General features: G+C 63.6%; 25 protein-coding genes and 2 pseudogenes. 22 read left to right on the forward strand and 5 right to left on the reverse strand.

Annotated features, from left to right (window positions below; all coding sequences use genetic code 11):
- The 4 genes and pseudogenes from NWI01_RS06175 to NWI01_RS06190 form a co-directional block, all read left to right on the forward strand.
- A pseudogene (locus NWI01_RS06175) lies at window positions 1-233 on the forward strand (hypothetical protein); the annotation flags it as partial.
- 9 nt (window positions 234-242) lie between these two features.
- Window positions 243-914 (forward strand): hypothetical protein, encoded by a 672-nt coding sequence (locus NWI01_RS06180; RefSeq protein WP_244613659.1) that lies wholly within the window; start codon window positions 243-245, stop codon window positions 912-914.
- A 142-nt stretch (window positions 915-1,056) separates the two neighbouring features.
- Window positions 1,057-1,623, forward strand: coding sequence for a hypothetical protein (locus tag NWI01_RS06185; protein ID WP_141383048.1), 567 nt, complete (start codon window positions 1,057-1,059; stop codon window positions 1,621-1,623).
- Window positions 1,624-1,647: 24 nt separating this feature from the next.
- Window positions 1,648-2,352 carry a hypothetical protein gene (locus NWI01_RS06190; protein ID WP_141383049.1) on the forward strand — a complete coding sequence of 235 codons (705 nt, stop codon included), beginning with the start codon at window positions 1,648-1,650 and terminating at the stop codon, window positions 2,350-2,352.
- A gap of 12 nt (window positions 2,353-2,364) precedes the next feature.
- Here the strand turns inward: NWI01_RS06190 and NWI01_RS06195 are convergent, their stop codons facing one another.
- Both NWI01_RS06195 and NWI01_RS06200 read right to left on the reverse strand, forming a co-directional pair.
- The gene (locus NWI01_RS06195; RefSeq protein ID WP_141383050.1) at window positions 2,365-2,610 is read right to left on the reverse strand and encodes a hypothetical protein; all 246 of its coding nucleotides are present in this window, start codon (window positions 2,608-2,610) and stop codon (window positions 2,365-2,367) included.
- A gap of 428 nt (window positions 2,611-3,038) precedes the next feature.
- Window positions 3,039-3,341, reverse strand: a complete 303-nt coding sequence (locus tag NWI01_RS06200) for a hypothetical protein (protein WP_244613660.1) — start codon at window positions 3,339-3,341, stop codon at window positions 3,039-3,041.
- A 1,222-nt stretch (window positions 3,342-4,563) separates the two neighbouring features.
- Between NWI01_RS06200 and NWI01_RS06205 the strand changes: the two genes are divergently transcribed.
- Entirely contained in the window at window positions 4,564-4,749 is a 186-nt protein-coding gene (locus NWI01_RS06205) for a hypothetical protein (RefSeq protein ID WP_141383051.1), read from the forward strand.
- Window positions 4,750-4,794: 45 nt separating this feature from the next.
- Here NWI01_RS06205 and NWI01_RS06210 read toward each other — a convergent pair whose 3' ends face one another.
- The 3 genes from NWI01_RS06210 to NWI01_RS06220 are packed head-to-tail and all read right to left on the reverse strand — an operon-like array spanning window position 4,795 to window position 7,989.
- Complete coding sequence (locus NWI01_RS06210) at window positions 4,795-5,799, reverse strand: tyrosine-type recombinase/integrase (RefSeq protein WP_141383052.1); 1,005 nt, start codon at window positions 5,797-5,799, stop codon at window positions 4,795-4,797.
- Entirely contained in the window at window positions 5,792-6,757 is a 966-nt protein-coding gene (locus NWI01_RS06215) for a tyrosine-type recombinase/integrase (protein ID WP_141383053.1), read from the reverse strand. Before NWI01_RS06215 ends, NWI01_RS06210 begins: the two co-directional genes overlap by 8 nt.
- On the reverse strand, window positions 6,754-7,989 hold the full coding sequence (locus NWI01_RS06220; protein WP_141383054.1) for a tyrosine-type recombinase/integrase: 1,236 nt from the start codon (window positions 7,987-7,989) through the stop codon (window positions 6,754-6,756). Before NWI01_RS06220 ends, NWI01_RS06215 begins: the two co-directional genes overlap by 4 nt.
- 135 nt (window positions 7,990-8,124) lie before the next feature.
- On the opposite strand from NWI01_RS06220, the gene NWI01_RS06225 reads away from it, so the two are divergent.
- The 17 genes and pseudogenes from NWI01_RS06225 (at window position 8,125) to NWI01_RS06305 (ending at window position 25,453) form a co-directional block, all read left to right on the forward strand.
- A complete protein-coding gene (locus NWI01_RS06225; protein WP_141383055.1) occupies window positions 8,125-8,496 on the forward strand; it encodes an ArsR/SmtB family transcription factor in 372 nt (123 codons plus the stop codon).
- The gene (locus NWI01_RS06230; RefSeq protein ID WP_141383056.1) at window positions 8,489-9,016 is read left to right on the forward strand and encodes an arsenate reductase ArsC; all 528 of its coding nucleotides are present in this window, start codon (window positions 8,489-8,491) and stop codon (window positions 9,014-9,016) included. Before NWI01_RS06225 ends, NWI01_RS06230 begins: the two co-directional genes overlap by 8 nt.
- Before the next feature lie 8 nt (window positions 9,017-9,024).
- Window positions 9,025-9,451, forward strand: a pseudogene (gene arsC / locus NWI01_RS06235) (arsenate reductase (glutaredoxin)).
- A 9-nt stretch (window positions 9,452-9,460) separates the two neighbouring features.
- Entirely contained in the window at window positions 9,461-10,516 is a 1,056-nt protein-coding gene (arsB, locus tag NWI01_RS06240; protein WP_141383057.1) for an ACR3 family arsenite efflux transporter, read from the forward strand.
- Entirely contained in the window at window positions 10,516-11,238 is a 723-nt protein-coding gene (gene arsH / locus NWI01_RS06245; protein WP_141383058.1) for an arsenical resistance protein ArsH, read from the forward strand. The genes arsB and arsH overlap by 1 nt, the downstream gene beginning before the upstream one ends.
- 384 nt (window positions 11,239-11,622) lie before the next feature.
- On the forward strand, window positions 11,623-12,549 hold the full coding sequence (locus tag NWI01_RS06250; protein WP_141383167.1) for a DUF3991 and toprim domain-containing protein: 927 nt from the start codon (window positions 11,623-11,625) through the stop codon (window positions 12,547-12,549).
- Window positions 12,550-12,914: 365 nt separating this feature from the next.
- Window positions 12,915-13,514 (forward strand): DUF1419 domain-containing protein, encoded by a 600-nt coding sequence (locus tag NWI01_RS06255; protein ID WP_141383059.1) that lies wholly within the window; start codon window positions 12,915-12,917, stop codon window positions 13,512-13,514.
- An 11-nt stretch (window positions 13,515-13,525) separates the two neighbouring features.
- Window positions 13,526-13,924 carry a DUF3085 domain-containing protein gene (locus NWI01_RS06260; RefSeq protein WP_141383060.1) on the forward strand — a complete coding sequence of 133 codons (399 nt, stop codon included), beginning with the start codon at window positions 13,526-13,528 and terminating at the stop codon, window positions 13,922-13,924.
- A 91-nt stretch (window positions 13,925-14,015) separates the two neighbouring features.
- A complete protein-coding gene (locus NWI01_RS06265) occupies window positions 14,016-19,118 on the forward strand; it encodes an Eco57I restriction-modification methylase domain-containing protein (protein ID WP_141383061.1) in 5,103 nt (1,700 codons plus the stop codon).
- Window positions 19,119-19,375: 257 nt separating this feature from the next.
- Complete coding sequence (locus NWI01_RS06270) at window positions 19,376-21,049, forward strand: ParB/RepB/Spo0J family partition protein (RefSeq protein WP_141383062.1); 1,674 nt, start codon at window positions 19,376-19,378, stop codon at window positions 21,047-21,049.
- A gap of 91 nt (window positions 21,050-21,140) precedes the next feature.
- Complete coding sequence (locus NWI01_RS06275; protein ID WP_141383063.1) at window positions 21,141-21,614, forward strand: hypothetical protein; 474 nt, start codon at window positions 21,141-21,143, stop codon at window positions 21,612-21,614.
- The gene (locus NWI01_RS06280; RefSeq protein ID WP_141383064.1) at window positions 21,611-22,486 is read left to right on the forward strand and encodes a DUF7007 domain-containing protein; all 876 of its coding nucleotides are present in this window, start codon (window positions 21,611-21,613) and stop codon (window positions 22,484-22,486) included. Before NWI01_RS06275 ends, NWI01_RS06280 begins: the two co-directional genes overlap by 4 nt.
- Window positions 22,487-22,489: 3 nt before the next feature.
- Window positions 22,490-22,693, forward strand: a complete 204-nt coding sequence (locus tag NWI01_RS06285; protein WP_141383065.1) for a hypothetical protein — start codon at window positions 22,490-22,492, stop codon at window positions 22,691-22,693.
- Window positions 22,690-22,941 (forward strand): hypothetical protein, encoded by a 252-nt coding sequence (locus tag NWI01_RS06290; RefSeq protein ID WP_141383066.1) that lies wholly within the window; start codon window positions 22,690-22,692, stop codon window positions 22,939-22,941. Before NWI01_RS06285 ends, NWI01_RS06290 begins: the two co-directional genes overlap by 4 nt.
- Window positions 22,938-23,261 (forward strand): hypothetical protein, encoded by a 324-nt coding sequence (locus tag NWI01_RS06295; RefSeq protein WP_141383067.1) that lies wholly within the window; start codon window positions 22,938-22,940, stop codon window positions 23,259-23,261. The genes NWI01_RS06290 and NWI01_RS06295 overlap by 4 nt, the downstream gene beginning before the upstream one ends.
- Window positions 23,262-23,650: 389 nt before the next feature.
- On the forward strand, window positions 23,651-24,238 hold the full coding sequence (locus tag NWI01_RS06300; protein ID WP_141383068.1) for a hypothetical protein: 588 nt from the start codon (window positions 23,651-23,653) through the stop codon (window positions 24,236-24,238).
- Between the two features lie 288 nt (window positions 24,239-24,526).
- A complete protein-coding gene (locus tag NWI01_RS06305; RefSeq protein ID WP_141383069.1) occupies window positions 24,527-25,453 on the forward strand; it encodes an ArdC family protein in 927 nt (308 codons plus the stop codon).
- The last annotated feature ends 554 nt before the right edge of the window (window positions 25,454-26,007 follow it).

A 26,007-nucleotide genomic window follows, 5' to 3' on the forward strand; every position in this document is an offset into this window, starting at 1 on the left:
AACAGACCGCGCGCGTGACACGCTACCGGGGCCCTGTCGTTCACTGTGCAACGGATTTTCTGGATGGCTCCGGACGGCGACTACACCGCGAAACCGCGAATTTTTATTACTACGCCTCAGTGTGGAACATGCAGTCCGTCTATCCGCCGCGTGTCGCCGCGTTGTGGCGCAATCGCGAACGGTCGCCCAAGGACTTCTGGTGGTGGGTGCCCGGCCGGCCTCGCTACGAATAGGAGGGGGGCGTGCGCGACGCGCTGACATCGATAAAACAAAGGCACTATATTAGATGTTGGCGCTTTTTGTGCGCATTTTTCCGAGATATCAGACGGCGCTTTGTACGCGCCTTGATCGCGATGATAATGATGGTCGATCTTTCCACTGGCGTTCATGCGCAATCGCTAACGCCCGACCCCGGGGCCTGGCGGCCGATGTCATATGCGGACCTTCAGAAGCCGTCACCGCAGACCGCGACCTATCTGGACATTTGGAAAGACGCCATCGACGTCAACAATCGCGCCTACAAGGCGCGTGGCGACCAGAGATTCACCGATGGTAACGCGCCCGCCACGGAAGCGCATTTCGTAATCTGGAGCTCCACGAAATCCGTTGTACTTTCAATCCTCAACACTGTCACCGGCTGCACGCTCAAGGAACTGCGCGCGGCCGCCGGCGCGACCGTAAAACTCTGCCCGCTGCGGATCGCCATCTACGAAGGACTCCAGGTCCGCACCCTCGACGGTGGCCGAGCCTGCTTTCTCGAACTCACTTCGCGCGGGGTCGGCACCAGCGGTGACGCGCAAGCTGCTTCCTATGCTTCCTACGATGCCGTCACCAAGACCGTGAAAACCGGTCTGATCATCGATCGCCAGGCCGTGGATGGCTGCTCACAAAAGATCGCTCTGTATCCGCAATGAAACGCTGCCCGCCTGTCCATCATGGTGTCCCGTCCGCTGACGGCGCCGTCAAGGCGACCCTCCGGGGCGCGCTGGCGCGCGGCCTGGACCGCGCTCGCGGCCGTGTCATGCTGGTCGGCCATCTCAGCATCAGGAGGCTTCGATGCTATTCAGGTTAACCCTTCCGATCATCGCGCTACTCGCGATTCCTTGGGTCGCAGCCGCGCAGGATCAAGCTGCCGGTCGTTGGCAGGCGATGAGCTATTATAGTTTCGAGACCCCATCGACGACCGACCCGTTACAGACGCTGGTCTGGCCCGACGTCATCCGCGAGGCCAACGCATACGTGACCACCGAGCTCAGGCGGCCCCTCGGCGGCAAAAACGCGCTGGTGACCGCGCTCGCCTCGACCTATCGCGACGGCAACCGGACCATCATCGTCAGCACGGCGCTATCGCGCGCTTGCGATAGCGGCGCCAATGACAAAGGGGCCGAGATCGAGCCGTCGAACTGCCCTCTGCGCATTGTCACGATCGAGAGCGGAAAGGTGATGTCCATTAAGTCGGACACCGGCTGCTACACGGATCACGCGGATCCCGACCTGCCGGCGAAGAACCGCAACGATAATTCCTACACACGCTACGATCCGGCGACCGGCACGATTAGCTTCCGCACCACGATCGGTGGCCATGACGTGCCAAGCTGCGCACGTGTCTATTCGCTCAAATGACGCTCTAGGATGCGGAGGAAATCCATGTTCACGCGCCTTAGCGGTCTTATGTTCTTCCTTTTTCTTTGCGCGAGCTTCCTGTGGCTCGGAGACGGTCAGGCAGTGGCGGGACAGTATTGCGAACGCACCAATTACTCCGCACAAGATATCACGGATGCCGTGAGAAACTCTCCATTGCGCGACGATCTTAAAGGGACGTCCTGCTCGCTTGGCGGATTGGGACGGTTCGAGTCGGGCGGCAACAAAGGCAACTACAATGGCAGCTGCTGCACCGGCATCTTCCAGCTCAACAATGCCAACGTCCAAAAATACGCCGGGACTGATCGGGCGGGCTACGGCTGTATGTCGCTGCAGGACCAAGTCGGCGCCTGGGCCAAGCTGACCAACGACGGTTACAATTCACCCGCCGTCAGACAGCTGGCCTCGATGACGACCTTCGACGGCCAGAAGGTCGATGCCAGCTTTATTGCCGCCTGCATTCAGCTCGGCACCGGCAATTGTCAGAAGATGCTGAATTCCGGCAAATGCTCCGGCTTCGCGGATATCAATGGAACCACCATCTGCCGCATGGCTAATAATGCGCGCGCGATGGCAGATCCAAATTGCCAGGATGGCCAAGCCGTCTGCGGCCCCTCTGGGCCAGGCGACTTTCCGACCTCGACGGGCATCGCCGCCAATCCGCCGACAGCTTCGAGCGCATCGATTATCGTCAACCCGACAGATGTTTAGGCGGCCGCGCGGTCAATTGACCTCGGACGGCTCGCGGATGATGAAGGGCGCGAAGAAGTTCAGCTGCTCCTCGATCGCGGCGCAGAGATCGCCGCCTCGGTAGTGCGCATGCACCAGCGCCCAAAACACGACCTCGTCCGAGCGGCCCGCGAACAGCGCTTTCTGCAGCGACCTACCGATCAGGGTGATCGCTCTCAGGTGGTCGTAGCGGGCGTGCAGCTCTCGGGCAACGATTTTGGTGTCGGCAGTCCGTATCACAGCCATTTCCTCTTTTTCGCACTCGTTTCGGTCATCGGGTGCGGGGCCACGCTGCGTCCGAAAGGCGGGTTTGCCCTGCCGGCCTGGATCGCGTCGAGTGTCTCGCGATTTAAGGATATCGGCAGCGCGACGACCGCGCCGCGCCGATGCGCTTCGCGAATCGTCGAGCTGTCGCGCTCGAGCCGTCCTCCTCCCGTCCCTTCTCTTCGACGAAGACCGCGTGGCGAAACGAAAAGCCCGGTCAATCAGCGCAACGTGACGGCAGATGTCCGGGTCGGGAATGACCTGAGCATCGGTGACTCCTGGGCTTGTTAGACAAGACGACATGGCCACGCATGACACGGTGCCGGTATGGTCAGAAAAGACCATTGCCAGCGAGAGTTCCGTATTGCAGACGCCGTGCCAAAGACCGCAAAGGCAGGCTTGGGCTAGCCGGCGCCGGAGGCCGATGGGCAACCCTCAGGCGGAAGAGCGACGCCGTGGCCGTCGGGCAGGTAGCCGAGCTCGTCGCATAGATCGCGGAAGACAACGCGCCGGCGCTCCTTCACGGCCTCGGCAGATGCGCAACGGAGAAGGTGCTGCTCCTCGGTTGTGCCCTCGGGCCAGCAGGCCGGGCAACTCGCTGTGTGGAGCGCGCGCTCCCATGACGCCAGCGCCTCGACGTAGGCGCGGTGGGCTGAGACCGCCTGCGACTCGAGCGCGCTGTCGCGTCGCTCCCCTGCCTTGGCCACTCGATCTCTCCCGGCGAAAACAGTGTCTGCGGTACGCCCCCGCAAACAAACTCGGTGACTCTTGGTGATCGGGGAGTTCGAAAACCGCTGTTACACGGCCCCGTGGCCTTTAGTTCGGGTGAACCTGTTGCATACGCCACAGGCTCCCCGACCCTAAGGTCAAGGAGTGCGGTGCCGTAACGGCCGGCACCAACCGGTAACAGAGGGGTTTCGACGCCCCAGGGCAGCGCGTACTGCCCCGCACGACTCATAACCCCTTGTGGCGGCGTGTTCCAGAGGGATTCGCTGAACAATCTGCCGCGAAGCGGATGCAAGCGCTTGAACCGCTAGAAGAATTAGTCGCGCACGGACGCAATGGATGCGCAACTGTTGTTAAGAAAGGCCCCGCGCTGGGGTCAGCAGGCTGCACCGTGATGCAGCGCCTCCCCTCGCGGCCAGTAACACCTCGACGACTCCGGGAGTGCGACGACGGGCATGATTTGATCGTGGCTGCGCTCGCGTCGGCAATTTCCGGCGCCGGTGGTTCCGATTCTCCGGCAGGCGTGGAGTGAGCACCGTCAAGAGCACGCAGCGCTTGGCGTGGTGCGAGATAGTCGCGGTGTGGCTGTGGCAGCCGCGCTTACGCGCGGGCGCGCGCTATCTTCGGCCGGGAAAGCCGGCCTCAGACCGAACCCGCGGCAAGCGGTTTCGGCCCATGCGGGTCACGATCGCTCTGCCAGAAGCGAGTAGAGCTTATGTCTAGCTTGGCCATCGCCATCAGCGGGAAGCCGACAGGTTACCCCATGGTGTGCGCTTGTTTTGTCTTTCCTGCCGAAGCTAGCGGCCATAGCGATCGGCAGAGCGCCAAAGCTCCCACCGGAAGACGCGAGAACGTCAGTCTCGTGTAATGTTGCTCGGCGTCAGGACAAGTGGCGCCCGGCGAGCAGTTGTCGACACAGCGAAGACACCACGAGGCACGCGTCGTTGCGCGTGAGTGAGGCAGCGACAACCTCGGGTCGGGACCGCGGCATTCGATTTGGCATGCGTCCGGGGAAGGACCACCCCGCTCTCAAATGGGCTTTCCTTGGTCCGGGTCACGGCCTTCCACGATCAACCCACGAGGGGTTCGCTACGCAAGCGTGCGACCTCTCCGGCTTCGCCTGCGAGGTGACCGCGGCCGCGCCCGGACACGTCGGCGCCTGTCGAGCGGGGATGGTCCCCGCCCCAAGACGGGAGCCTCACGATGTCGCAGAATCTCAACCTCGCCCAGGAGAACGCCTTCAATCTCGCTCGCACGCTGATGGTGCCCGTGGTGCTGTTTCAGGTCGACGAGGCGTTCGGCGTGATGGTCTCCAGCGAATACGACGGCGACGAAGACACCATCGTGCACGATTATGATCCGTGGGAGATTATGAGCAGCTCGGACTGAGGAAGCCGGATTCACGCAGCCCGACCGAGATCGGGCTGCGCATAATCATAGCGATTGCAGGAAGGCCATGAGTTGGTCCGGTGGCCGATACCGCATTGGCGCAGTGACGATCGGCTGGAGCCGGCTCAATGCCTGCTCCTTCATGGCGAGATCGGCCTCCATGTAAATGTGTGTCGTGCTCGGATGCTCATGGCCTAGCCACAGCGCGATGACCGTGATGTCCACGCCTGATTGCAATAGGTGCATTGCCGTGGTGTGGCGGATGGTGTGAGGCGAGATCGGCCGGCCGGCAAGAGCCGGAAGCGTGCACGCCGCGTGGGCAACTGCCTGTCCGAGCCGCTGAGTCACGCTCGATCGGGACAGTTGTTGGCCACGCCCGCTTGGGAACAGATGCGCCCGAGGGCTGGCATCTGCCAGGTGGGGTAGCCAGTGCCGGATCATGGCCGCGGTCGACTTCCACAGCGGCACGCTTCGGCGCTTTCTGCCTTTGCCGTGCAGGTGCGCGACCGGCGAGACATCGAGCACCACATCGCAGACCTTGAGGTCGATCGCCTCAGAGACCCTGGCACCAGTGTTGTACAAGAGCGTGAACAGCGCTTGATCGCGCCGGCCAGCCCATGTCGTGCAGTCGGGGGCTGCTATGATCGCCTCCATCTCGGGGCGGGACAGGAAGCCGAGCACGGCTCTGTCGTGACGCTTCTGCGGGACGGCCAGGCTGCGCTCGATGACCGCGAGCGCGGTCAGGTCTTGGTGAGCGGCATACTTCAGGAACGATCGGATGGCGCACAAACGCGCATTGCGGCTCCGAACTGCATTCTTCCGCTCGCGTTCGAGATGGTCGAGAAAGGCGAGGATCAGCGTTGCGTCAAAATCGGCCAGGGCGATATCGGTCGGCGTCTTTCGAAGCTGCTTCTCCGCAAAGGCGAGCAGTAGCGTGAACGTGTCGCGGTAGGCCGCGACTGTGTTGGAGCTGACGGCGCGTTGCTGACGAAGATAGTCGACGAAGAACCGCTGGAGCAGCATCGGGAACGAAGGTGTCGCCTCAACCATGGCGCGCCTCCCTGCGATGCGACGAGAGCGTCTCGAAGCGCACTCCCGCCAGCGCCATGATCTCTGGGACAGCCTGCATGTACCAGTATGTGTCGCCGAGATTGACGTGGCCGACATAGGTCGAAAGCGCCAGCATTGCATTGTCGATATCTGTACCGTCGGCCTGCCAGAGCATCAGGCGACGGCAGATAAAGGTATGTCGCAGATCATGGATGCGGATAAACCGATGTCCGCCGCGCGGTACGATGCCGAGGTCTCCCGTCAGGCGGAGCCACGCTCGACGCACGGCTGCGTAACGGAGAATCTCCCCGCTTCGCTCATCGAGGAAGAGTGGCGCGGAGCGGTACGTCGAACCGAGCCTTGCCCGCGCCCGGAGATATTCTCGCAAAGCCACCGCCGCCGTTGGATGCAACGGCACAATGCGTGTCCGCTCAAATTTGGAGCGTTTCACGGTGATGTGGGTGTTCAGATCGCTAAGATCGCCGCACCAAAGCCGCAGCGCTTCGGAGATCCGCAGGCCGGTTGCGGCAAGCAGTCCGAGCAATGTCGGGAGCGTGGCCGGGCCAGCACCAAACACAGCTGGAAGAGTGCCCGCTGCTGCAATGAGCCCGTTTACCTCGGCTGGTGTGAAGATATGTGGCGCAAGCCGGCGCTTTGACCGCCCGAATGGTGCGCCCTCCGGGAAGCCGGTCCTTGGCTCTGCGTCGGCTAGGTGGCGGGCGAACGGCCGGAGGACATTGAGCCGCTGCGCCCAAGTGAACGGGTCGGCATGTACCGCTTCCTCCTTCACCCATCGCAATACGATGGCGCTGGTGAGCGGACCTTCATGGCCGCTTCCATCGGCGAAGCGAGCGAACGCCAGCGTGAGACTGCCCGATCGATCCAAGACGAAGCCGAGCCGGCGGCGCTCGGAGAGGTAAGCCTCGGCGCGCGCGAGCATTGTAGCCGGCGCGCTCATGCGATTTCTCCCGGCCAAGGCAATGCGACGGATGACAGCCGTGCGACGTCAACCCTCGCATATGTCGCAGACGTGACGATGCTGCGATGGCGCAGAACGTCGGCGACCTGCTTCATCGGCACGCCGGAGTTAACCAGCCGACTTGCAAGCGTGTGCCGGAGGATGTGGACGCGGGTTCGGTCCCAGCCGAGCCGAGAGTAGGCTGCATGCAGGGTTTTCTGCACGACGCGCCTCCCGACCGGCTCGCCGAGAGGGGCAACATGACGAACGAACACCTCGCGCCGGGCTGTCGCTGGCCGCTCATTGACGATGTAATCGACGATCGCTTCGCCGGTCGACGGCGAGAGAGGAAGGATGTCGGATCGCCGGGCTTTCCCTGCCGGGACTTTCACGATGCCTTCTGTCCAATCGATGTCATCGAGGGTCAGTCGGATGACCTCGCTCGAACGCAAGCCGAGATCAGCCAGGCAACGCACGATGGCGTAGCCGCGCCGTCGCGACGGGCACGGCTTGTCGAACGCAGAGAACAATTGTTCGACGTCTGCCGCCGACAGAGCCTCCGGCAGGTTTGCAGCACGCCAGAACGCGGGCCGCGGCACCGCTTTGCCGAGGTGAGCGATATCGTCACCCATCAGCGCGCGATAGCGGAGATAGCAACGAACCGCGCCAGCCATGACGCGGACCGTGCTGGTGCTTCGGCTCGCGTCGCCAAGCACGAACGCCCTAACGGCGTTGCGGCTGATCGCACCGAGCTCAATCGGCCCGGTGCCGACCTCTTGCCGCAGCAGACGTCGGATGATGCGTCGGCGGTGATCGCGCGTGCCTTGGGTCAGCCCCCAGACGTCCCTCATCTTGGCATCGAACCGGACAAGCTCCAGCTCGATAGCGTCGGGTGCAGGTGCAGCGGCGATGTCATGCGTGCGCAGCACGCGCAAAAGATTGTTCAGCGCCGCCCTGTTAAGGATGACGCCGTGTGGGGTCGGATGATCGCAGGAACAGTTATGCAAATGGCTCGTGAGGAAGCGGCCAATGAGAACCTCGTCAATGTCACCTGGCCCAGCGCCAAGGCTTTGTAGCCAGTCGCCGAAGTGGAGAGCTGAGGCGGTATAACGGCGACGGCGCTTAGCTCCGTAACGGCTACGCGTAAGATAGTCGGTGTAGAAGCCTATGACGGGCCAGAGAACATTATCTGGATCTTGGATCTTCAACTGAAGGCGTGGGGGCGTCGGCATGCTCGATCTCCATTGTTGGGATCTCGAGCAGGACTCCGCATTATGAGCAGTTCAACGTTAGTTTGACCGTGGATGGGTCTGTCCGCACGACCAGTGCCCCTTGCGTTGTCTCCATATGTCTAGTAGTCTCGACATATGGAGACAAATGAAGCCATCCTCGCCTTTTCCGCGCTCGCCCAGCCGACCCGCCTGGAGGTGTTCCGTCTCCTCATGGTGCATGAGCCCAGTGGCTTGCCTGCCGGCGAGATCGCGCGCCGCCTAGCCGTGCCGCACAACACCATGTCGACGCACCTCGCGATCTTGACCCGGGCCGGGCTTATCGAGGCCGAGCGAGAGAGCCGATCTATCGTCTACCGCGCGCAGCTCGAGGCGGTGCGAAGTCTGGCCGGCTTCCTCGTCAAGGATTGCTGCGGCGGCCGACCAGAGTTGTGCGCGCCGCTGATCGCCGATCTTTCGCCCTGCTGCTCACCCCAAACGACCCCGTCGAAGGAAGTCATCCATGGCTGACCGTATCTATAACGTGCTGTTCCTTTGTACGGGCAATTCTGCCCGATCCATTCTGGCCGAAAGCATCTTGCGTAAGGATGGCGCCAGTCACTTCCGTGCCTTCTCGGCCGGAAGCGATCCGAAAGGCCGGATAAATCCGCTCGCGCTGAAGGTGCTCGACAGCTTCGACTATCCGACCGACGGCCTCCGCTCCAAGAGCTGGGAGGAGTTCGCCAAGCCCGACGCCCCGACCATGGATTTCGTGTTCACCGTTTGCGACAACGCCGCTGGCGAGACCTGTCCCGTTTGGCCGGGTCAGCCGATGACGGCGCATTGGGGGATCGAGGATCCGGCTGCGGTCGAAGGCTCCGACGTCCAGAAGGAAGCCGCCTTCGTCACCGCGTTTCGCTATATGAAGACGCGCATCGGCGTGTTCGCGGCGCTGCCGCTGGACAGCCTCGACAAGATCGCACTCGGCACGAAGCTGCGCGAGATCGGCCAAAGCGAAGGCACGACGTCGCCTCGCACGAGCGCCGCATGAGGCACATCATGGACGTCATCATCTACCACAATCCCGACTGCGGGACCTCGCGCAACACGTTGGCGATGATCCGCAATGCCGGTATCGAGCCGCATGTGATCGAGTATCTGAAGACGCCGCCTTCGCGGAGGATGCTCGAGCAGCTCATCGCGCGCATGGGCATCTCATCTCGCGCGCTCCTGCGCGAGAAGGGCACGCCCTATGCGGAGCTTGGTCTGGGCGATCCGAACCTTACGAATGACCAACTCCTCGATGCGATGATGGCGCATCCGATCCTGATCAACCGGCCGATCGTTGTGACGCCCCAGGGCGTTCGGCTCTGCCGTCCTTCCGAGGAAGTGCTCAATCTGCTGCCGCCGCAGCAGGGGCGAGTTCATCAAGGAGGATGGAGAGCGCGTGGTGGACCAAGACGGCCGCCGCGTGGCGACGGCGTGAGGAAGAGCTATGTCCACATTTGAACGGTATCTCACCCTCTGGGTTGCTTTGTGCATCGTCGTTGGCATCGCGCTCGGGCACGTCATGCCCGGCACATTTCAGGTGATCGGTGCTGCGGAGATCGCCAAGGTCAATCTGCCCGTCGCCGTGCTGATCTGGCTGATGGTTATTCCGATGCTGCTGAAGATCGATTTCGCCGCGCTCGGCGAAGTCGGCCGCCATTGGCGCGGGATCGGCGTCACCCTGTTCATCAATTGGGCGATCAAGCCATTCTCGATGGCGCTGCTCGGCTGGCTGTTCATTGGATACCTGTTCCGACCGTACCTGCCGGCCGGCCAGATCGATAGTTACATTGCCGGACTCATCATCCTTGCCGCCGCGCCCTGTACGGCAATGGTGTTCGTCTGGTCCAACCTGACCAAGGGCGAACCGCATTTCACGCTGAGCCAGGTAGCGCTTAACGACGCGATCATGGTCGTGGCCTTTGCGCCGATCGTCGGCTTGCTGCTCGGGCTCTCCGCGATCACCGTGCCGTGGGGCACGCTCGCCCTGTCGGTGGTCCTCTATATCGTCATTCCGGTGATCATTGCGCAGCTTCTCCGGCGCCAACTGCTGGCGACCGGCGGGCAAACCGCGCTCGACCGGCTGTTGGCCAGGCTCGGCCCGGTCTCCCTCGTGGCGCTGCTGGCAACGCTTGTGCTGCTGTTTGGCTTCCAGGGCGAACAGATCATCGCACAGCCGCTGGTGATCGCGCTGCTCGCCGTGCCGATCCTGATCCAGGTTTATTTCAATGCTGGTCTTGCATATCTGTTGAACCGGATTTCGGGCGAACAGCACTGCGTTGCCGGCCCCTCCGCTCTGATCGGGGCCTCCAACTTCTTCGAGTTGGCGGTCGCTGCCGCCATCAGCCTGTTCGGCTTCCAATCCGGCGCGGCGCTGGCCACCGTGGTTGGCGTGCTGATCGAAGTGCCGGTGATGCTGACTGTCGTCTGGATCGTGAACCGCTCGAAGGGGTGGTACGAGCGCGGCCAGCCAGCGCCTCGTGTCATCGAAGAGGCGCGTTGATGCCCGCTTCTAAATTATCGGACTTACCGAACATCGATCCTGTTGCTTTCGAAGCTCCAGCCGCAGACGAACTTGGTTCGCAACCGCCCGCGCACCCACCGCGCATCCTGCTGCTTTACGGCTCCCTCCGCGAGCGCTCTTTCAGTCGGTTTCAGGCACAGGAAGCCGCGCGCCTGCTGAAGGCCTTCGGCGCCGAGACCCGCATCTTCAACCCCAGCGGCCTGCCGCTTCCGGACGATGCGCCCGTCGATCATCCCAAGGTCCAGGAACTGCGCGAGCTGTCAGCTTGGTCGGAGGGGCAGGTCTGGTGCAGTCCGGAGCGTCACGGCGCCATGACGGGCATCATGAAGGCCCAGATCGACTGGATTCCCCTTTCTATCGGGGCAGTCAGACCCACACAGGGCAAGACGCTCGCGGTCATGCAGGTGAGCGGCGGATCGCAGTCCTTCAACGCCGTGAACCAAATGCGCGTTCTCGGTCGCTGGATGCGTATGATCACGATCCCGAACCAATCCTCAGTCGCCAAGGCTTATGAGCAGTTCGATGAGGACGGCCGGATGAAGCCGTCTCCGTATTATGATCGCGTCGTTGATGTCGTCGAAGAGCTGATGAAGTTCACTCTGCTGACGCGCGGCCCCTCCGCCTACCTCACCGACCGCTACAGCGAGCGCAAGGAAGCGGCGGAGAAGCTCGCCGCGCGTGTCAAACTGTCGGCGATCTGAACTCCACCTCCTGTGGGTGATGGTCGGTGATGCGTAGCGCAATATGCGCGCTCGACCATCGCTGCCGCTTCGGTCGAGCGCCAAGCAAAGCTGCTCAACTGTCCATAATCTCCCACGGATCATAATCGTGCTTATACGCACCTGCTCATAATCACGAGTATGACCCGTGGTCACCGGCTCATTGAGCCGGGCGACCGGTGCCGCTGGCGCTGTGCCGGATGCAAGGGAAGCTGCGCCGCGGCCGAAGCGAAATCATCGCAATGACTTGCCAGCGCGCCCTTGCATCCGGCACGCTTCGCGGCAGGCGGGTGGCGTCCCGTCGCGGTGTGGCGATGGGCACCAACCGAAGAAAGGACCGGGCGGGATGCCCGCGTGGTGAAGAGCATGGAGAAAAGTGAAATCGAAGAATTGAGAGACAGGGTCGGCTGTGCCGCCCTGCTGGAAGACGACGGCTGGAAAGTCGACGTGAAGGAAAGCACCCGACGCGCGGTGAAGTACCGCCGCGATGCGAAGATCGTCATCGTGATCCACGACGGTCGCGGTTGGTTCGATCCGTTGTCCACGGCGAAAGGCGACGTGTTCGACCTTGCCGAGCATCTGGGCGCTCATGGTTTCCCCGAAGCGTCCGCCCGCGTTGCCGCCCTCGTGGGTTTCGTTCCCGAAGCGCCCGCGTGGGAGCGGCAGAGCCGGCCGGCGCCGGTCCATTCCGTCGCCGACCGCTGGGGACGTCGCGCCAGGCCTCGGCCCGGTTCGGCGACCTGGCGTTACCTGACGGAAGAGCGCGGAATCCCCGAATCGATCGTGGCCACGGCAGTCCAGCAGGATCTGCTGCGCGAAGGACCGCACGGCAGCATGTGGGCAGCACACCGCAATGGCGACGGCGCCCTTCTCGGCTGGGAGGAGCGTGGCCGGCAGTGGCGCGGCTTTGCCACCGGCGGCGACAAGGAGCTTCTCCGGTTTGGTCCATCGGCGGCGCCGCGGATCTGCGTCACCGAGGCAGCAATCGACGCCATGAGTCTCGCGGCAATCCAGGTGCTGCGCCCGGACACGCTCTACGTCAGCACAGGTGGCGGCTGGTCGCCCGCAAGCGAGAAGGCTATCCGCCGGCTCGCGGAGCGGCGGGGAACCCGTCTTGTCGCCGCGACTGATAATAACCGACAGGGCGACGTCTATGCCGACCGCATTCGCGCGATCGCGGAGGAGACAGGCGCCGGGTACGCACGCTCGCGACCGCGTGCCGGCGACTGGAACGATGACTTGAAGACGCTCCTCGCGCGCATCGAAAGCGAGCCGTTGGCCAAAGCGGGATGACGGCGCCGGACGTCTCTGTTGCTGGCGGCGCGCGTCTGACCAAAGAGCGTGGACAGGAAATCGCTTGCATCCTGCTCGCTCGCTTGCGGCGGCGCCACGCTCATCGATCCGCCAACCTGTGGCTGGTGAGGCGGACACACACATCGCGGATCGGACGGATGTGGAAGGAGGAAAATAAGAAAGGAGCTGAACCCTGCTGCCGCATGCCCGACCGTCGCGTCAAGGGAGGCTTCGCCCGCTGCGCGGCCCTTGACCCGCCGGACCGGAGAGGCGGCCGCGAAGGAGGGGTCTGAAGGGCTGAAGAGGATGGTGAGCCGAAGGGGTGAGCCGCGCTCCGGCCCGACGAGGCTGAAAGGAGCCCGCTCATGACCCCCTTATCCGTCCGCAAAGTCTTTCAAGGAATCGCCGACCGCCGGCAAATGTTTCGGATGTTCGATCGGCACGCGCAGCGCCCGAACCCTTCACCAGACGATGCACATCTTTATCGCGGGGAGTGGTTCGAGGTCGGTCAGCCCGAGCACAACTACATGTTCGAGATCCTGCCGCCGCTCTGGATGCGTGGCGATGCATTCGCAATGCGCGAATACCTCACCGGCAGCATCACCAGCGTCTTCTTCGCGCTGACGGTCGACAACAATCTGCGTTTCTTCCACGCCTATTGTGACCTGTCGGATCGCGCCTCCTCAGAGCGCATGCGCACGGCGATCGCCGAGCGGGAATCACGGCCCGTGAAAGCGATGACGCGCGAAGAGCGGCTCGAGCACATCTGGTCGAGTACGCACGACGACTATCGCGGTTACGCCGGCGAGCGCTTCTCCAAGCATCTGTGGGGCAAGCGCACGGTGCTGTTCTACGGCGGCCAAAGGGGAACCGTGCTGAAGCTGCTCGACCAGCTCACCGATACGGAGATCTTGGCGAAGCTGCCCGTGCATCTGCGATATCTGCCCGATGCGATCGCTGCGTAAGGGAGGTGACGATGTTCACGTTCCCCATCCCGGCCGTCCGCACGGTGATCGAGCGCGGTCAATCCGATGCCGCCGCCAATGGCGGCTTCCGCAATCCCTATTACGGCCTCAAGCCCGGCGAAGGTGAGAAACCAGGCCTCTGGCTGGTCGGCGACAGCGGTGTCTACATCATGGCGAACGGTAAGCTCGCTAATGGCAATCGCCCGCTTGTCGTCTATTCCGAGGAATGTCATCCAGTCGGCAACCCGGACTGGTTTGACTACAAGCGCCGCCATTTCGGCGGTGACGACGGCATCGAGTTTCTTGATGCCGAGCAGATCCTTCCTCTCATCAAACGTGACTTCCGGTTCACCCATCTGCGCGTGCAGCTGAGCGAAGCCGAAGTCTCGCTTTCGCTCATCGCGCGCTAGCGCCCCTTCAAACCGCATCACCGTGATCATCAACGCCGCCGCCCCAATCGGCGGAAGGATGACGCGCGCCCTCACCACAAGGAGAACTTCCATGGCGCAAGACGATCCCTTCACCCTCGACCTTTTCGGCAACACGGCGCTCTCATCGGGCCTCGGGTTCGGCGTCACCGCGTTCGCCGGCGGTATCATCGCCGAGCAAGCCGATGACGATAATCCCGATCCGTCGTCACCTTCCCCCGCGCTTTCGGTCGCGGCGGTGGCGCGGTACGGATCAACTGCTGGTCGAGAGCGAGGAACGAACTTCCACCTCGTCGGCGATCGCGCTCTGGCGAAGAGCTGGAAGGAGCGTGCACGCGACAACATCGCCGCGATCCGCCTCGCGGCAACCATCCAAGCCGAGGAGCGGCCGGCCACCGTCGAGGAGCAGGAGCGGCTGATCCGCTTTCTTGGTTTCGGCGCTTCCGAACTCGCCAACTTCGTCTTCCGCCGCCCCGGCGAGGCAGAATTCCGCCAAGGCTGGGAAGTGATCGGCGAGAACCTGCAGGATGTGGTCGACGACCTTGACCACGCCTCGCTGGTGCGCTGCACCCAATATGCGCACTTCACGCCGGAGTTCATCGTGCGGTCGATCTGGGCGGGGCTCCGGCGCCTCGGCTGGCGCGGTGGCCACGTTCTCGAGCCTGGTATCGGCACCGGGCTGTTTCCGGCGCTGATGCCCGAGGAGTTTCGCGAGGCCTCGTACGTCACCGGCGTCGAGCTCGATCCGGCGACGGCGCGCATCGCACACCTCTTGCAGCCGCGTGCACGGATCATCACCGGGGATTTCGCGCGCGCGGAGTTGCCGAGGAGTTTCGATCTCGCGATTGGCAATCCGCCTTTCTCCGATCGAACCGTGCGGTCAGATCGCGCCTATCGGTCGATGGGCCTGCGCCTGCATGATTATTTCATTGCCCGGGCGATCGACCTTTTGAAGCCAGGCGCGTTCGCCGTCTTCGTGACGAGCTCGGGCACGATGGATAAGGCAGACACATCGGCGCGCGAGCACATCGCGAAGACGGCCGACCTTATCGCCGCGATTCGCCTGCCCGAGGGCAGTTTCCGCGCCAGCGCCGGTACCGATGTCGTCGTTGACCTCCTGTTCTTCCGCAAGCGCAAGATCGGCGATCCGGAAGATGATCTGTCTTGGCTCGAGCTCGATGAGGTGCGGCCGGCGACCCCGGACGAGAGCGCGATACGCGTCAACCGATGGTTGGTGCGCCACCCTGACTTCGTGCTCGGCACGCACGCGCTCGCATCGGGACCGTTCGGCGAGACCTACACATGCACACCGCGTGAGGGCGAGGAACTCGAAACGACGCTCGCCGCCAGGATTGGTCTCCTTCCGGAAACGGTCTACGACGGCGAGCCCGAGGTGATCGACATCAATCCAGATGATGACGGCGACGTGGCCGACCTCGACCTGCCTCAAGATGGGCATGTGCGCGAGGGCAGCTACTTCTTCGACAAGGCGCACGGCTTGATGCAAGTCCTCGACGGCGAACCCGTTCCGGTGACGGCGCGAAAGGGGCGCAGCGCCGACGGCATCCCGGAGAAACACGTCCGGATTATCCGCAAGCTGATCCCGATACGCGACGCCGTCCGCGAGGTGCTCAAATGCCAGGAGCTCGACCGGCAGTGGAAGGACGCGCAAGTCCGACTGCGCATCGCATGGTCGAACTTCGTCCGAGACTTCGGCCCGATCAACTTCACGACCGTCTCCATGACCGAGGAGGAAGAGACGGGCGAAGTGCGCGAGACGCACCGCCGGCCGAACATCCAACCTTTCCTTGACGACCCCGACTGCTGGCTCGTCGCCTCGATCGAGGACTACGACCTGGAGACGAACACCGGGAAGCCCGGACCGCTTTTCACCGAGCGGGTGATCGCGCCGCCGGCGGCGCCTGTGATCAACAGCGCGGCCGATGCGCTCGCCGTCGTGCTCAACGAGCGCGGTTACGTCGACATCGATCACATCGCCGAACTTTTGCATCGAGACCCTGAGGTCGTGATCGCCGAACTTGGCAGCGGTATCTACCGCGACCCGGCGGATGGATCGTGGCAGATGGCCGACTCCTATTTGTCCGGTCGTGTGCGCGAAAAGCTGAAGACGGCTGAGGCCGCCGCGGCGCTTGAGCCGGAGTACGAACGCAATGTCAACGCGCTCGCCGCCGTGCAGCCCGCCGACCTCAAGCCGTCGGATATCACCGCGCGTCTAGGTGCGCCATGGATACCAGCCTGCGACGTTGTCGCCTTCGTCAAGCAGACGATGGATGCCGAGATAAGGATCCACCACATGCCGGAATTGGCGTCATGGACCGTCGAGGCGCGGCAGCTCGGGTGGACCGCTGCGGGCACGTCGGAGTGGGGCACAGACCGCCGGCATGCGGGTGAGCTCCTCGCGGACGCGCTGAACAGTCGCGTCCCGCAGATCTTCGATACTGTCAAGGACGGCGATAGCGAGCGGCGCGTGCTCAATGTCGTCGACACCGAGGCCGCGAAGACAAAGCTCCAGAAGATCAAGGATGCCTTCCAGCACTGGATCTGGTCCGATCCCGACCGCACGGATCGACTGGCCCGTGTTTATAATGACCGCTTCAACAACATCGCGCCAAGAGCGTTCGACGGCTCCCATCTGAAGCTTCCGGGCGCCTCTGGCGCCTTTGTTCTTTACGGGCACCAGAAGCGCGGCATCTGGCGCATCGTCTCGGCCGGGTCGACCTATCTCGCCCACGCTGTCGGCGCCGGCAAAACCATGACGATGGCGGCCGCCGTCATGGAGCAACGTCGGCTTGGCCTGATCGCCAAGGCGATGCTTGTCGTCCCGGGGCATTGCCTGGCGCAGGCAGCCCGAGAGTTCCTCGCTCTCTATCCGAACGCGCGCATCCTTGTCGCCGACGAGACCAACTTTTCGAAGGACAAGCGGCATCGCTTCTTGTCGCGCGCGGCGACGGCGACATGGGACGCGATCATCATCACGCATTCCGCCTTCCGCTTCATCGCGGTGCCCTCGGCCTTCGAGCAGCAGATGATCCAGGACGAGCTGGAGCTTTATGAGACGCTTTTGACCAAGGTCGAGAGCGATGATCGCGTGTCGCGTAAGCGGCTCGAACGGCTGAAGGAGGGTTTGAAGGAGCGGCTGGAATCGCTGGCGACCCGCAAGGACGATCTCCTCACCATCTCAGAGATCGGGATCGACCAGATCATCGTCGACGAGGCACAGGAATTTAGGAAGCTCTCCTTCGCGACCAACATGTCGACCTTGAAGGGCGTCGATCCGAACGGGTCGCAGCGTGCCTGGGATTTGTTCGTCAAGTCGCGCTTCGTCGAGACGAAGAATCCCGACCGCGCGCTCGTCCTCGCCTCCGGCACGCCGATCACCAACACGCTAGGCGAAATGTTCTCCGTGCAGCGCTATCTCGGTTACGCCGCGTTGTTCGAACGTGGTCTGCACGAGTTCGACGCATGGGCCTCGACCTTCGGCGACGTCACGACCGAGCTCGAGCTTCAGCCGTCTGGCAAATACAAACCGGTGACGCGCTTCGCCACCTTCGTCAACGTGCCGGAGCTGATCGCCATGTTCCGGTCCTTCGCCGACGTGGTGATGCCGGAAGATTTGCGCCGATACGTCAAGGTGCCCGCGATCTCGACCGGCAAGCGCCAGATCCTCACCGCGAAGCCGTCGGATGCCTTCAAGCGCTATCAGACCCTGCTCGGCGAGCGCATCAAGGCGATCGAGGAGCGCGACCGCGCGCCGGAGCCCGGCGACGACATTCTGCTCTCCGTCATCACCGATGGCAGGCACGCCGCGATCGATCTACGTCTGGTCGATCCAGATAACGACAACGAGGCCGCCAATAAGCTGAACATGCTTGTCAGCAACGCTTTCCGTATCTGGAAGGAGACGGCCGAGAACGGATACACGCGTACGGACGGCAAGCCGTTCGACTTGCCCGGCGCCGCGCAAATGATCTTCTCCGATCTCGGCACGATTAGTGTCGAAAAGAGCCGCGGCTTCTCCGCCTATCGCTGGGTTCGTGATGAGCTCGTCCGCATAGGCGTGCCTGCGTCCGAAATCGCCTTCATGCAGGAATTCAAGAAGTCCGAGGCCAAGCAGCGCCTGTTCGGCGACGTGCGTGCTGGCAAAGTGCGTTTCCTGATCGGCTCGTCCGAGACGATGGGCACCGGCGTGAACGCGCAGTTGCGCCTCAAGGCCCTGCACCATCTCGACGTTCCGTGGCTGCCGTCGCAGATCGAACAGCGCGAAGGCCGCATCGTGCGCCAGGGGAACCAGCATGACGAGGTCGATATCTTCGCCTACGCGACCGAAGGCAGTCTCGATGCGCAGATGTGGCAGAACAACGAGCGCAAGGCTCGCTTCATCGGCGCCGCGCTCTCGGGCGACACATCGATCCGGCGGCTCGAGGATATGGGTGAGAGTCAGGCCAACCAGTTCGCCATGGCCAAGGCGATCGCGTCAGGCGACCCGCGTTTGATGCAGAAAGCGGGCTTGGAGGCCGACATCGCGCGGCTGGAACGCTTGCGGGCCGCCCATATCGACGATCAGCACGCCGTGCGGCGTCAGATGCGCGACGCCGAGCGCGACGTTGAGCTCTCGATCCGGCGCATCGGCGAGATCGGACAGGATATCGAGCGGCGCACACCGACGTGGGGCGATGCCTTCTCCATGGCAGTCGCGGGCGAATTGTACGCCGAGCGCAAACTCGCTGGCCGTGCGTTGCTGAAGGAGATCCTGACGATGGTTCAGCTTCAGCAGGAAGGCGAGACGGTCATCGCCTCAATTGGTGGCTTCGACATCGAGTATAGCGGCGAGCGGATCGGCCGCGACGGCTATCGCTACACCACGATGCTCCTGCGAACCGGCGCCGAATACGAGATTGAGTTGCCCGTGACGGTGACTCCGCTCGGAGCGGTCGCCCGTCTTGAACACGCGGTGGACGATTTCGAGGGCGAGCGCGAACGCTACCGCCAGCGTCTGGCCGACGCTCGCCGACGGCTTGCGTCCTACGAGTCGCGCGACGGCGATGAATTCAGCTTTGCTGGGGAGCTTGCCGAAAAGCGCCGCCAACTCGCCGGGGTGGAGAAGGCCTTGTCGGAGGAGAGTGAGGGCGCAGGAGAGATGGCTGTGGCTGCCTGAACCAAAGAGGGAGGAATGAGAAATGAAAAGGTCCGCTCGCAGAGCGGGCGGACCGCCGACGCGAGGGCTCAACCGCCGCCTGCGCGATCCCGGCCCGTCGTCCTGCGCAGGGCTTAGGCCCTGCTCGTCCTGCCGGGCAGGGATGCTCGGCCGCAGTTGCACCGGCCCGCCCGCTCCGCGGGCTGGGGGACGTCTTCGGGAAGAAGACGAGAAAAGGCCGGCAGTGCCGGTCCACAACCCCCAACAGGAGCAATCCCATGCAACTTCTCAAGGTCGATCCGCGGGCGCTGAAGGAAAATCCCGACCGCACGCGCCAGACGAAATCCACGCCGCAGGCCGATGCGCTGCTGCTCGCCACGATCAAGGCCGTCGGTATCGTACAGCCGCCCGTGATTACACCGGAATCCGGTGGCGGCAACGGCTACGTCATCAATGCAGGCCATCGCCGGGTGAAGCAGGCCATCGCCGCCGGCCTGGAGGAGATCGACGTGCTCGTCGACGAGGCGGCAAACGATAATGGCGCCATGCGCTCGATGATCGAGAACATCGCCCGCGAGGCGCTGAATCCGGTCGACCAATGGCGTGCGATCGAACGCCTCGTCGCGCTCGGCTGGACCGAAGAAGCGATCGGCGTCGCGCTCGCGCTTCCGGTGCGCCAGATCAAGAAACTCCGCCTGCTCGCGAACGTCCTGCCGGCGATGCTCGACCATATGGCGAAAGGCGACATGCCCGACGAGCGTCAGCTGCGCACGATCGCGGCGGCTTCGCCCGACGAGCAAAAGGAGGTCTGGAAGAAGCACAAGCCGTCGAAAGGTGATCCGCAGGTTTCGTGGTGGAGCGTCGCGCAGGGATTGCAGAAGACGCGGATGTATGCGCGCCACGCCAGTTTCGGTGACGATCTCGCTCAGGCTTATGGCATCCAGTGGGTTGAGGACCTGTTCGCTCCCGCCGACGAGGACAGTCGCTACACCAACGATGCCGAGGCCTTCCTCGGCGCGCAGCAGGAGTGGATGACGGCAAATCTGCCGAAAAAGGGCCTCATCGCCGAGGTGACCAACTATGGGGAGGTGAAGCTGCCGCCGAAGGCGGAACGCGTCTACGGCAAACCGGCGAAGTCCGACTGTACGGCGATGTATCTCGATCGTGACGGCCGCGTACAGACCGTTCACTTCCGCATGCCCGTGGCGAAGAAGCCGAAGGGAAAAGGCGCGGCGGCTTCGGATAGCGGCGCCGACGACATCGGTGTCGTTTCGAAGACGCGTCCCGACGTCACGCGCAAGGGCGTCGAGATGATCGGCGATTACCGCACCGATGCGCTGCGCGAAGCGCTCGGCCGCGCACCGATCGAGGACGACATGCTGATGGCGCTCTTGATCCTGGCCTTCGCAGGTCAGAACGTCTCGGTGACGGCGGGCGGCGGCGGTGTCTACTACGGCCATAGCCGACTGGCGAAGAACGCGGTGGTGCTGTTCGACGCCGACGGTAAGCTCGCCTTCGACATGGACACGCTGCGTGTCGCGGCGCGCACGATGCTGGTGGACGTGTTCTCGTGCCGGGAAAACGCCACCAACAGCGGCATCGTCGCGCGTGTCGCCGGCGAGACGATCGGCGCGGATACCTTCCTGCCGAACATGGGCTCGGAAGACTTCCTCTCCTGCCTGTCGCGTCCTGCCCTCGAAACATCCTGCAAGGACACGCCGGTGCTGCCGCGCCAGCGGGTGAAGGACACGCGTGCCGCGCTCGTAGAGCACTTCAAGGAGGGACACTTCGTTCATCCTTCCGCGCTCTTCGCGCCTGATGCTTCAAAGCTTTCCGAATGGTTGTCGTCGGGCGCGACGTCGGCAGACGACGAGGCTGAAGACGACATCGCGGCCAACGGTGATGACCTCTCCGACCAAGAAGCCGAGGCGTTCAGGGAGGCAGCCGAGTAACGACACGCACCGTTCCTTCCGAACCGTTCGCCGCCGCCGGTCGTCCCGGCGGCGGTTTCGTTTCCATGCACGCGCACACAAGGAGGACTCGATGTCCGCGCACACCATCATCGACAACGCACCCATCGGCTCGATCGTCACCTGGTCCGACGGGACGCCGCAGCCACCGACGCGCTTCAGGAAAAAGCTCGCCTCGTGGCAGACCAACAACAGCCGAGGCCGTCTCATTCGCAAGCAGGGTGGTCGCAGCGTCGGCTGTGTCCCCCTGTCGGGCTGTTTTACCCTGCACGAGGCGGACTACGGCGCCGGCGGCGTCATCGCCATTCGTGTCCACCGGTCGTTCTCGTTGGACTCGAAGCTTCAGTTCACAATCGTCGAACGTCCGGCCATCGGTTGGGTCCGCGTGTTCGACCGCGCCGGCGACGACGCCGAGCTCGTCTATCTCGCGACGAACGAACGCGACGCAAAAGAATGGCTGACACGCCACGGTTATCCGCACGCTGTGCTGGAAGAAGTGACGGCCGACGAGGTCGGCGCAGATGCCGTCGAAGGGAGGGCAGCATGACCGCCCCCTTCCCCGCTGAAAGTTCGGCCGCGCAGGCTGACCCGTTCCCGAGAACTGAATTCGGCCGCAGCGGCGACGGACTTGTCGTCGCGTGTGTCGCCGATACCGCCTTTGCCATGTTGCCGGCGCGTGACGGCCGGCATTATCTCGCGACTGCCTGGCGCATCGGCCGGGCGTTGACGGAATGGCGGCGCTCGGATTTCTACGGTCATTCCGGTGAACTCGCCGACGAGGCGGCGTTCCGTACTCGCGTCCTTGAAAATGCCGAGCACCAACGTGAGCGCAAGATGCTGGCTCGCGTCGAGCAACACTCGCGCGCGCACACGCCTTGGGGTGCCTCGCAGTGTGCGACGGTCTACGCCGAAGGCGTCACGGCGCACTCCACTGCCGGGCATGGCGGTTTCAAGCTCTCGGCCGAGCGGAACCGCAAGGTCCACCCCATGCTGCGCGCGACGGGCGGTTGGTACGAAGAGGACGCCGCATGGGCGATTGTCGCGACTACCTTTCCGCATCTCTTCACATCCTTCGAGCGGCGCTGCGCCGAGCGAACCGTCAAGGACAGCTGGCCGGACGCATGGGAGACGATCTCAGGCACAATCCTGCAACCGGGCGAGTCCCATGAGAAAGACCGCCGCGCCTTTGTGAAGGCGCACGCGCAGGACTGGATCGTCGTGTCGGCGATCACCTCCAAGCACGTAGGCGGCTTCGTGGAGACCGTCGCCACACCTGGCGGCAAGCGCGGCCCGGGGACCGAGGAGCGCCGCTTCCTCGTCCCCGTCGACGAATACGACGTCGGCCGCTTCGGCTTCGTCATCGACGAGGCGCGACACCAGGTCTACGGCGGTCCCTCCGACTTCATCGGATGGAGGTGAGCCATGCCCTGGCGCCTCATTGCAAAAGCCTTCGGCTGGCAAACCGCCACAGATGGGGACGGCGAAATGCCGTTCCTCATCGTCTGGCATCCGCGGTTGAGACGACATTTCGCCGGCTCCGGCGCCTGGAGACGCGCCGTCCGCCTCTCCATTCACGCGCCGAACTCTTATCCCCCGGACGCCGGCAGAAAGGAGGTCCAGACATGAAAGCCTATCTCGTCGCCGTGAATCTCCTGGTGCACGCACACCACAATGCTGAGAGCGCCATCGCCGATGCGCTCGAAGGCATCCTCACGCCTGACATGCGCAAGAACGCCGGCGCCGATTCCGCACTTGTCGACTGGGCGATCGCTGGTGACGACATCGCCTCTTCGATTGCAGCGGTGCCTCTCCAGGACGACTACGTACCGTATGAATTCCCCTTTCCGTTATGGCCTTGTGGGCTGGTGCGATGAGTCAATCCTGGGATCGGCGTATCCTCACGCGCATCGAAGCGGCGCAAGCCCAGACACTGCGCCACCTCGGCGTCATCGAGCGTCAAATTGCGGCACGCGCCGCACGGCTGACGATCACTGATCGTGTCAAACGCAGGCAATTCGGCCGCAGCGCGACGCGTTGGACGAATGCGGATGAGCGGCTGTTTCAGCAGCATGTCGCGGAACTCACCCTTGCACGATGCGGTGAGATCGACGCCCTCTTGTACAAGCTCGATCGGCAGGAGCGGACGATAGCCGAATTTCGGACGCTCAACGACGGTTCTTCTGCGGGGCCATGAGCGACGAAGGGCCTGTCTGATCGCTGGGAGCGGGAAGCAAACGCCGGGTCCCCACGTGGTGTGGTTGGTGGATTTGGTGTGACCTTCCAGGGTTTCGGCAATGGACTGTCCCTTATCCGTCACTCCCTCGGTTTGTGCTGCGGTCTGAACCGTCCGCGAACCGCTTCAAGGGCAAGTCGCGAAGCGATCGGCGGTCGCCGTCTCGCGATAGGAAGGATGCGTCCTTCGCAGGCCTGAAGGCCCGCTCGCCCGCAACCCTCCCATGCTCGTCCTGGCAACCGCCGCCCCCTGATGCGGCCCGCTGGGGCCGGTTCTGGTCGACCGCACCCGAGGGAGCAACGGCAAAGGGCCAATCGCTTCCCAAGGTGAAACCGAGAAAGGATCTCATCATGACCAAATCCGCCCGCTCCCCTCGCGCCGCCGCCCGGGTTATTCCGCTCCGCCGCGGCACGACGCTCGAAATGGTTCGCCTTGCCTGTCCCGACTCCGCGCAGACGTTGCGCATCTCCGAGAGCTTCGGTCTTGCGATCCTCGACAGTGACGGCATCCGCGAATTGCACGAGCGGCTCGTCGTCGAGACCGCCGACGCGCTCAAGGACGGACTTAGCGAGCGCGCGATGCAGATCCACCTGCAGCGCATCGTCGGCGCCTATGTCGGCTCGGCCCATGGAGCCGGCCAATTCTATTCGAGGGCCGTGACCGAGGCACGTGAAGTCACCGCCAAGCTCGCCAACGATGTCCGCGACGAGGACCTCGACGGCCCCGTGGGCTTCGACAGCCAGGCGCAGCGCAAGCGGGAGTTCGCGGCCGACATGGGGCTTCAGGCGCACGGATTGCGCATGGCGGCCGAGGGTGCCGTCGCTGCTTACGAGCAGGTCATCGGCGAGGCCTGGAAGCCCTTCGAACGACCGGTCGAACACGCCGGTGAAACGGTTTCGAAAAAGGCCGCCGCGGTCCAGATGGCGGCTTTCGGATAAGCCGCGCGGCGGGGCTTCGGCCCCGCCTTGGACATGCTGTCCCTGTGGGGCCGGTCGCGCGACCGGCCCTTTAGCGTGTTGACGGCAAAACCAACGCAAAGAGCGTCGCGCCGCGCCAGCGGCCCCTCCCGGTTCGTGGTCCATGCGGCCGGATACGACGCACGCGCAACGGCTACGCCGTCCTCCGCTGCGCTGCGGCCCGAGCGGGTGCGCGAGCGCGAGATACCGCCTCTCCGGACGCCGTGAGGGGCCACAAAAGGCGCGGCCTCCGAGATGGAGTTTATAGAAATGAGCAGGAAAGAAGAAAAGCCGCGTGCCGACGTTTACGCGCGTATCACCGATCGCATCGTCGCCGACCTGGAGCGCGGCGTGCGGCCGTGGGTCAGGCCGTGGAATGCGGCCAACGCCGCCGGGCGCATTACGCGACCGCTGCGATATAACGGGATGCCCTACCAAGGCATCAACGTCGTGCTGCTCTGGTCCGAAGCCGTGTCGCGTGGTTTTGCGTCGTCGACATGGATGACCTTCAAGCAATCGCTCGAGCTCGGCGGCCACGTCCGCAAGAGCGAGACTGGAACGATGGTGGTCTACGCCAACAAGATCACCAAGACCGAGACGGACGACAAGGGCGACGATGTCGAGCGGACGGTGCCGTTCCTGCGTGCCTACACCGTGTTCTGCGTTGACCAGATCGACGGCCTGCCGGACCAGTACTACACATCGCTCGCTCCAAGCACCCCGCCCGAACGACGCCTCGCATACGCCGACGCATTCTTCGTCAACACCGGCGCGACGATCCGGCATGGCGGCGACAAGGCGTACTACGCGCCGTCGCTGGACCTCATCCAGATGCCGCCGTTCGAGAGCTTCCGCGACGCCGAGAGCTACACCGCGACGCTCGCGCATGAGTGCGTGCACTGGACGGCGCCGGCGCATCGCGTCAATCGCGACCTCAGCCGTTATGCGAAGGACCGCAGCGAGCGCGCCCGCGAAGAACTTATAGCCGAACTCGGCGCATGCTTCCTCAGCGCGGACCTCGGCGTCGTGCCTGAGCTCGAGCCGCGCGCAGATCACGCGAGCTATCTCGCCTCGTGGCTGGAGGTTCTTTCCAATGACAAGCGCTTCATCTTTTCGGCGGCCGCGCACGCGCAGCGCGCCGTGACGTACTTGCACGATCTCCAACCGAAGGCGATCGAGATCGGCGAAGCGGCGTGACGCGCACCAACATCCTCGCGATCGACGCTTGCGTTTATCGCCCGCTTTCTTCGTCATACGTAGGCCTCGTCATTAGGCGGGACCTTTCTCGTGTTTTTCGTCAAACGCGTGCTAGCGACCGGAGGCAGGAGGGCCTTCCTTCCGCCTTTCGGCCGCGGCGCCAAACGGGCCGAGTGCGGGTCGCACGGCTGTGCGAAATTGCAGTTCGTTGTTAGGAGGGCAATCTTCCTGTGGCCGTCGTGACGCGCGCGCCGCGATCTTGTGTCCAATTGTCCTGTCCTGATCACCGACAGGGAAGGCCTTGGACGGTGTGGGCGAGTCTACTTCCCAGGTTGTGCGCAGAACACTGCCGCGTGGTATGGCTTGCCGATCGCTGCTGCCTTTCCTCATCGTTCGGTCTGACGCGTCCACTGCGTCCTCGATTTGGCATGTCTATCCGAAGGCCGGCGTTCGCTGCGCTCCTTCTCGATCTCAAGACCGCAACGGCCGTTCTCGGCTTTCTTCCCCTGGCCGCTGCGCGCCCATTCCTCGCGCGACAAGAAAGCCTCGCCCTG

The organism is Nitrobacter winogradskyi, assembly GCF_006539545.1.
Classification (GTDB): Bacteria; Pseudomonadota; Alphaproteobacteria; order Rhizobiales; family Xanthobacteraceae; genus Nitrobacter; species Nitrobacter winogradskyi_A.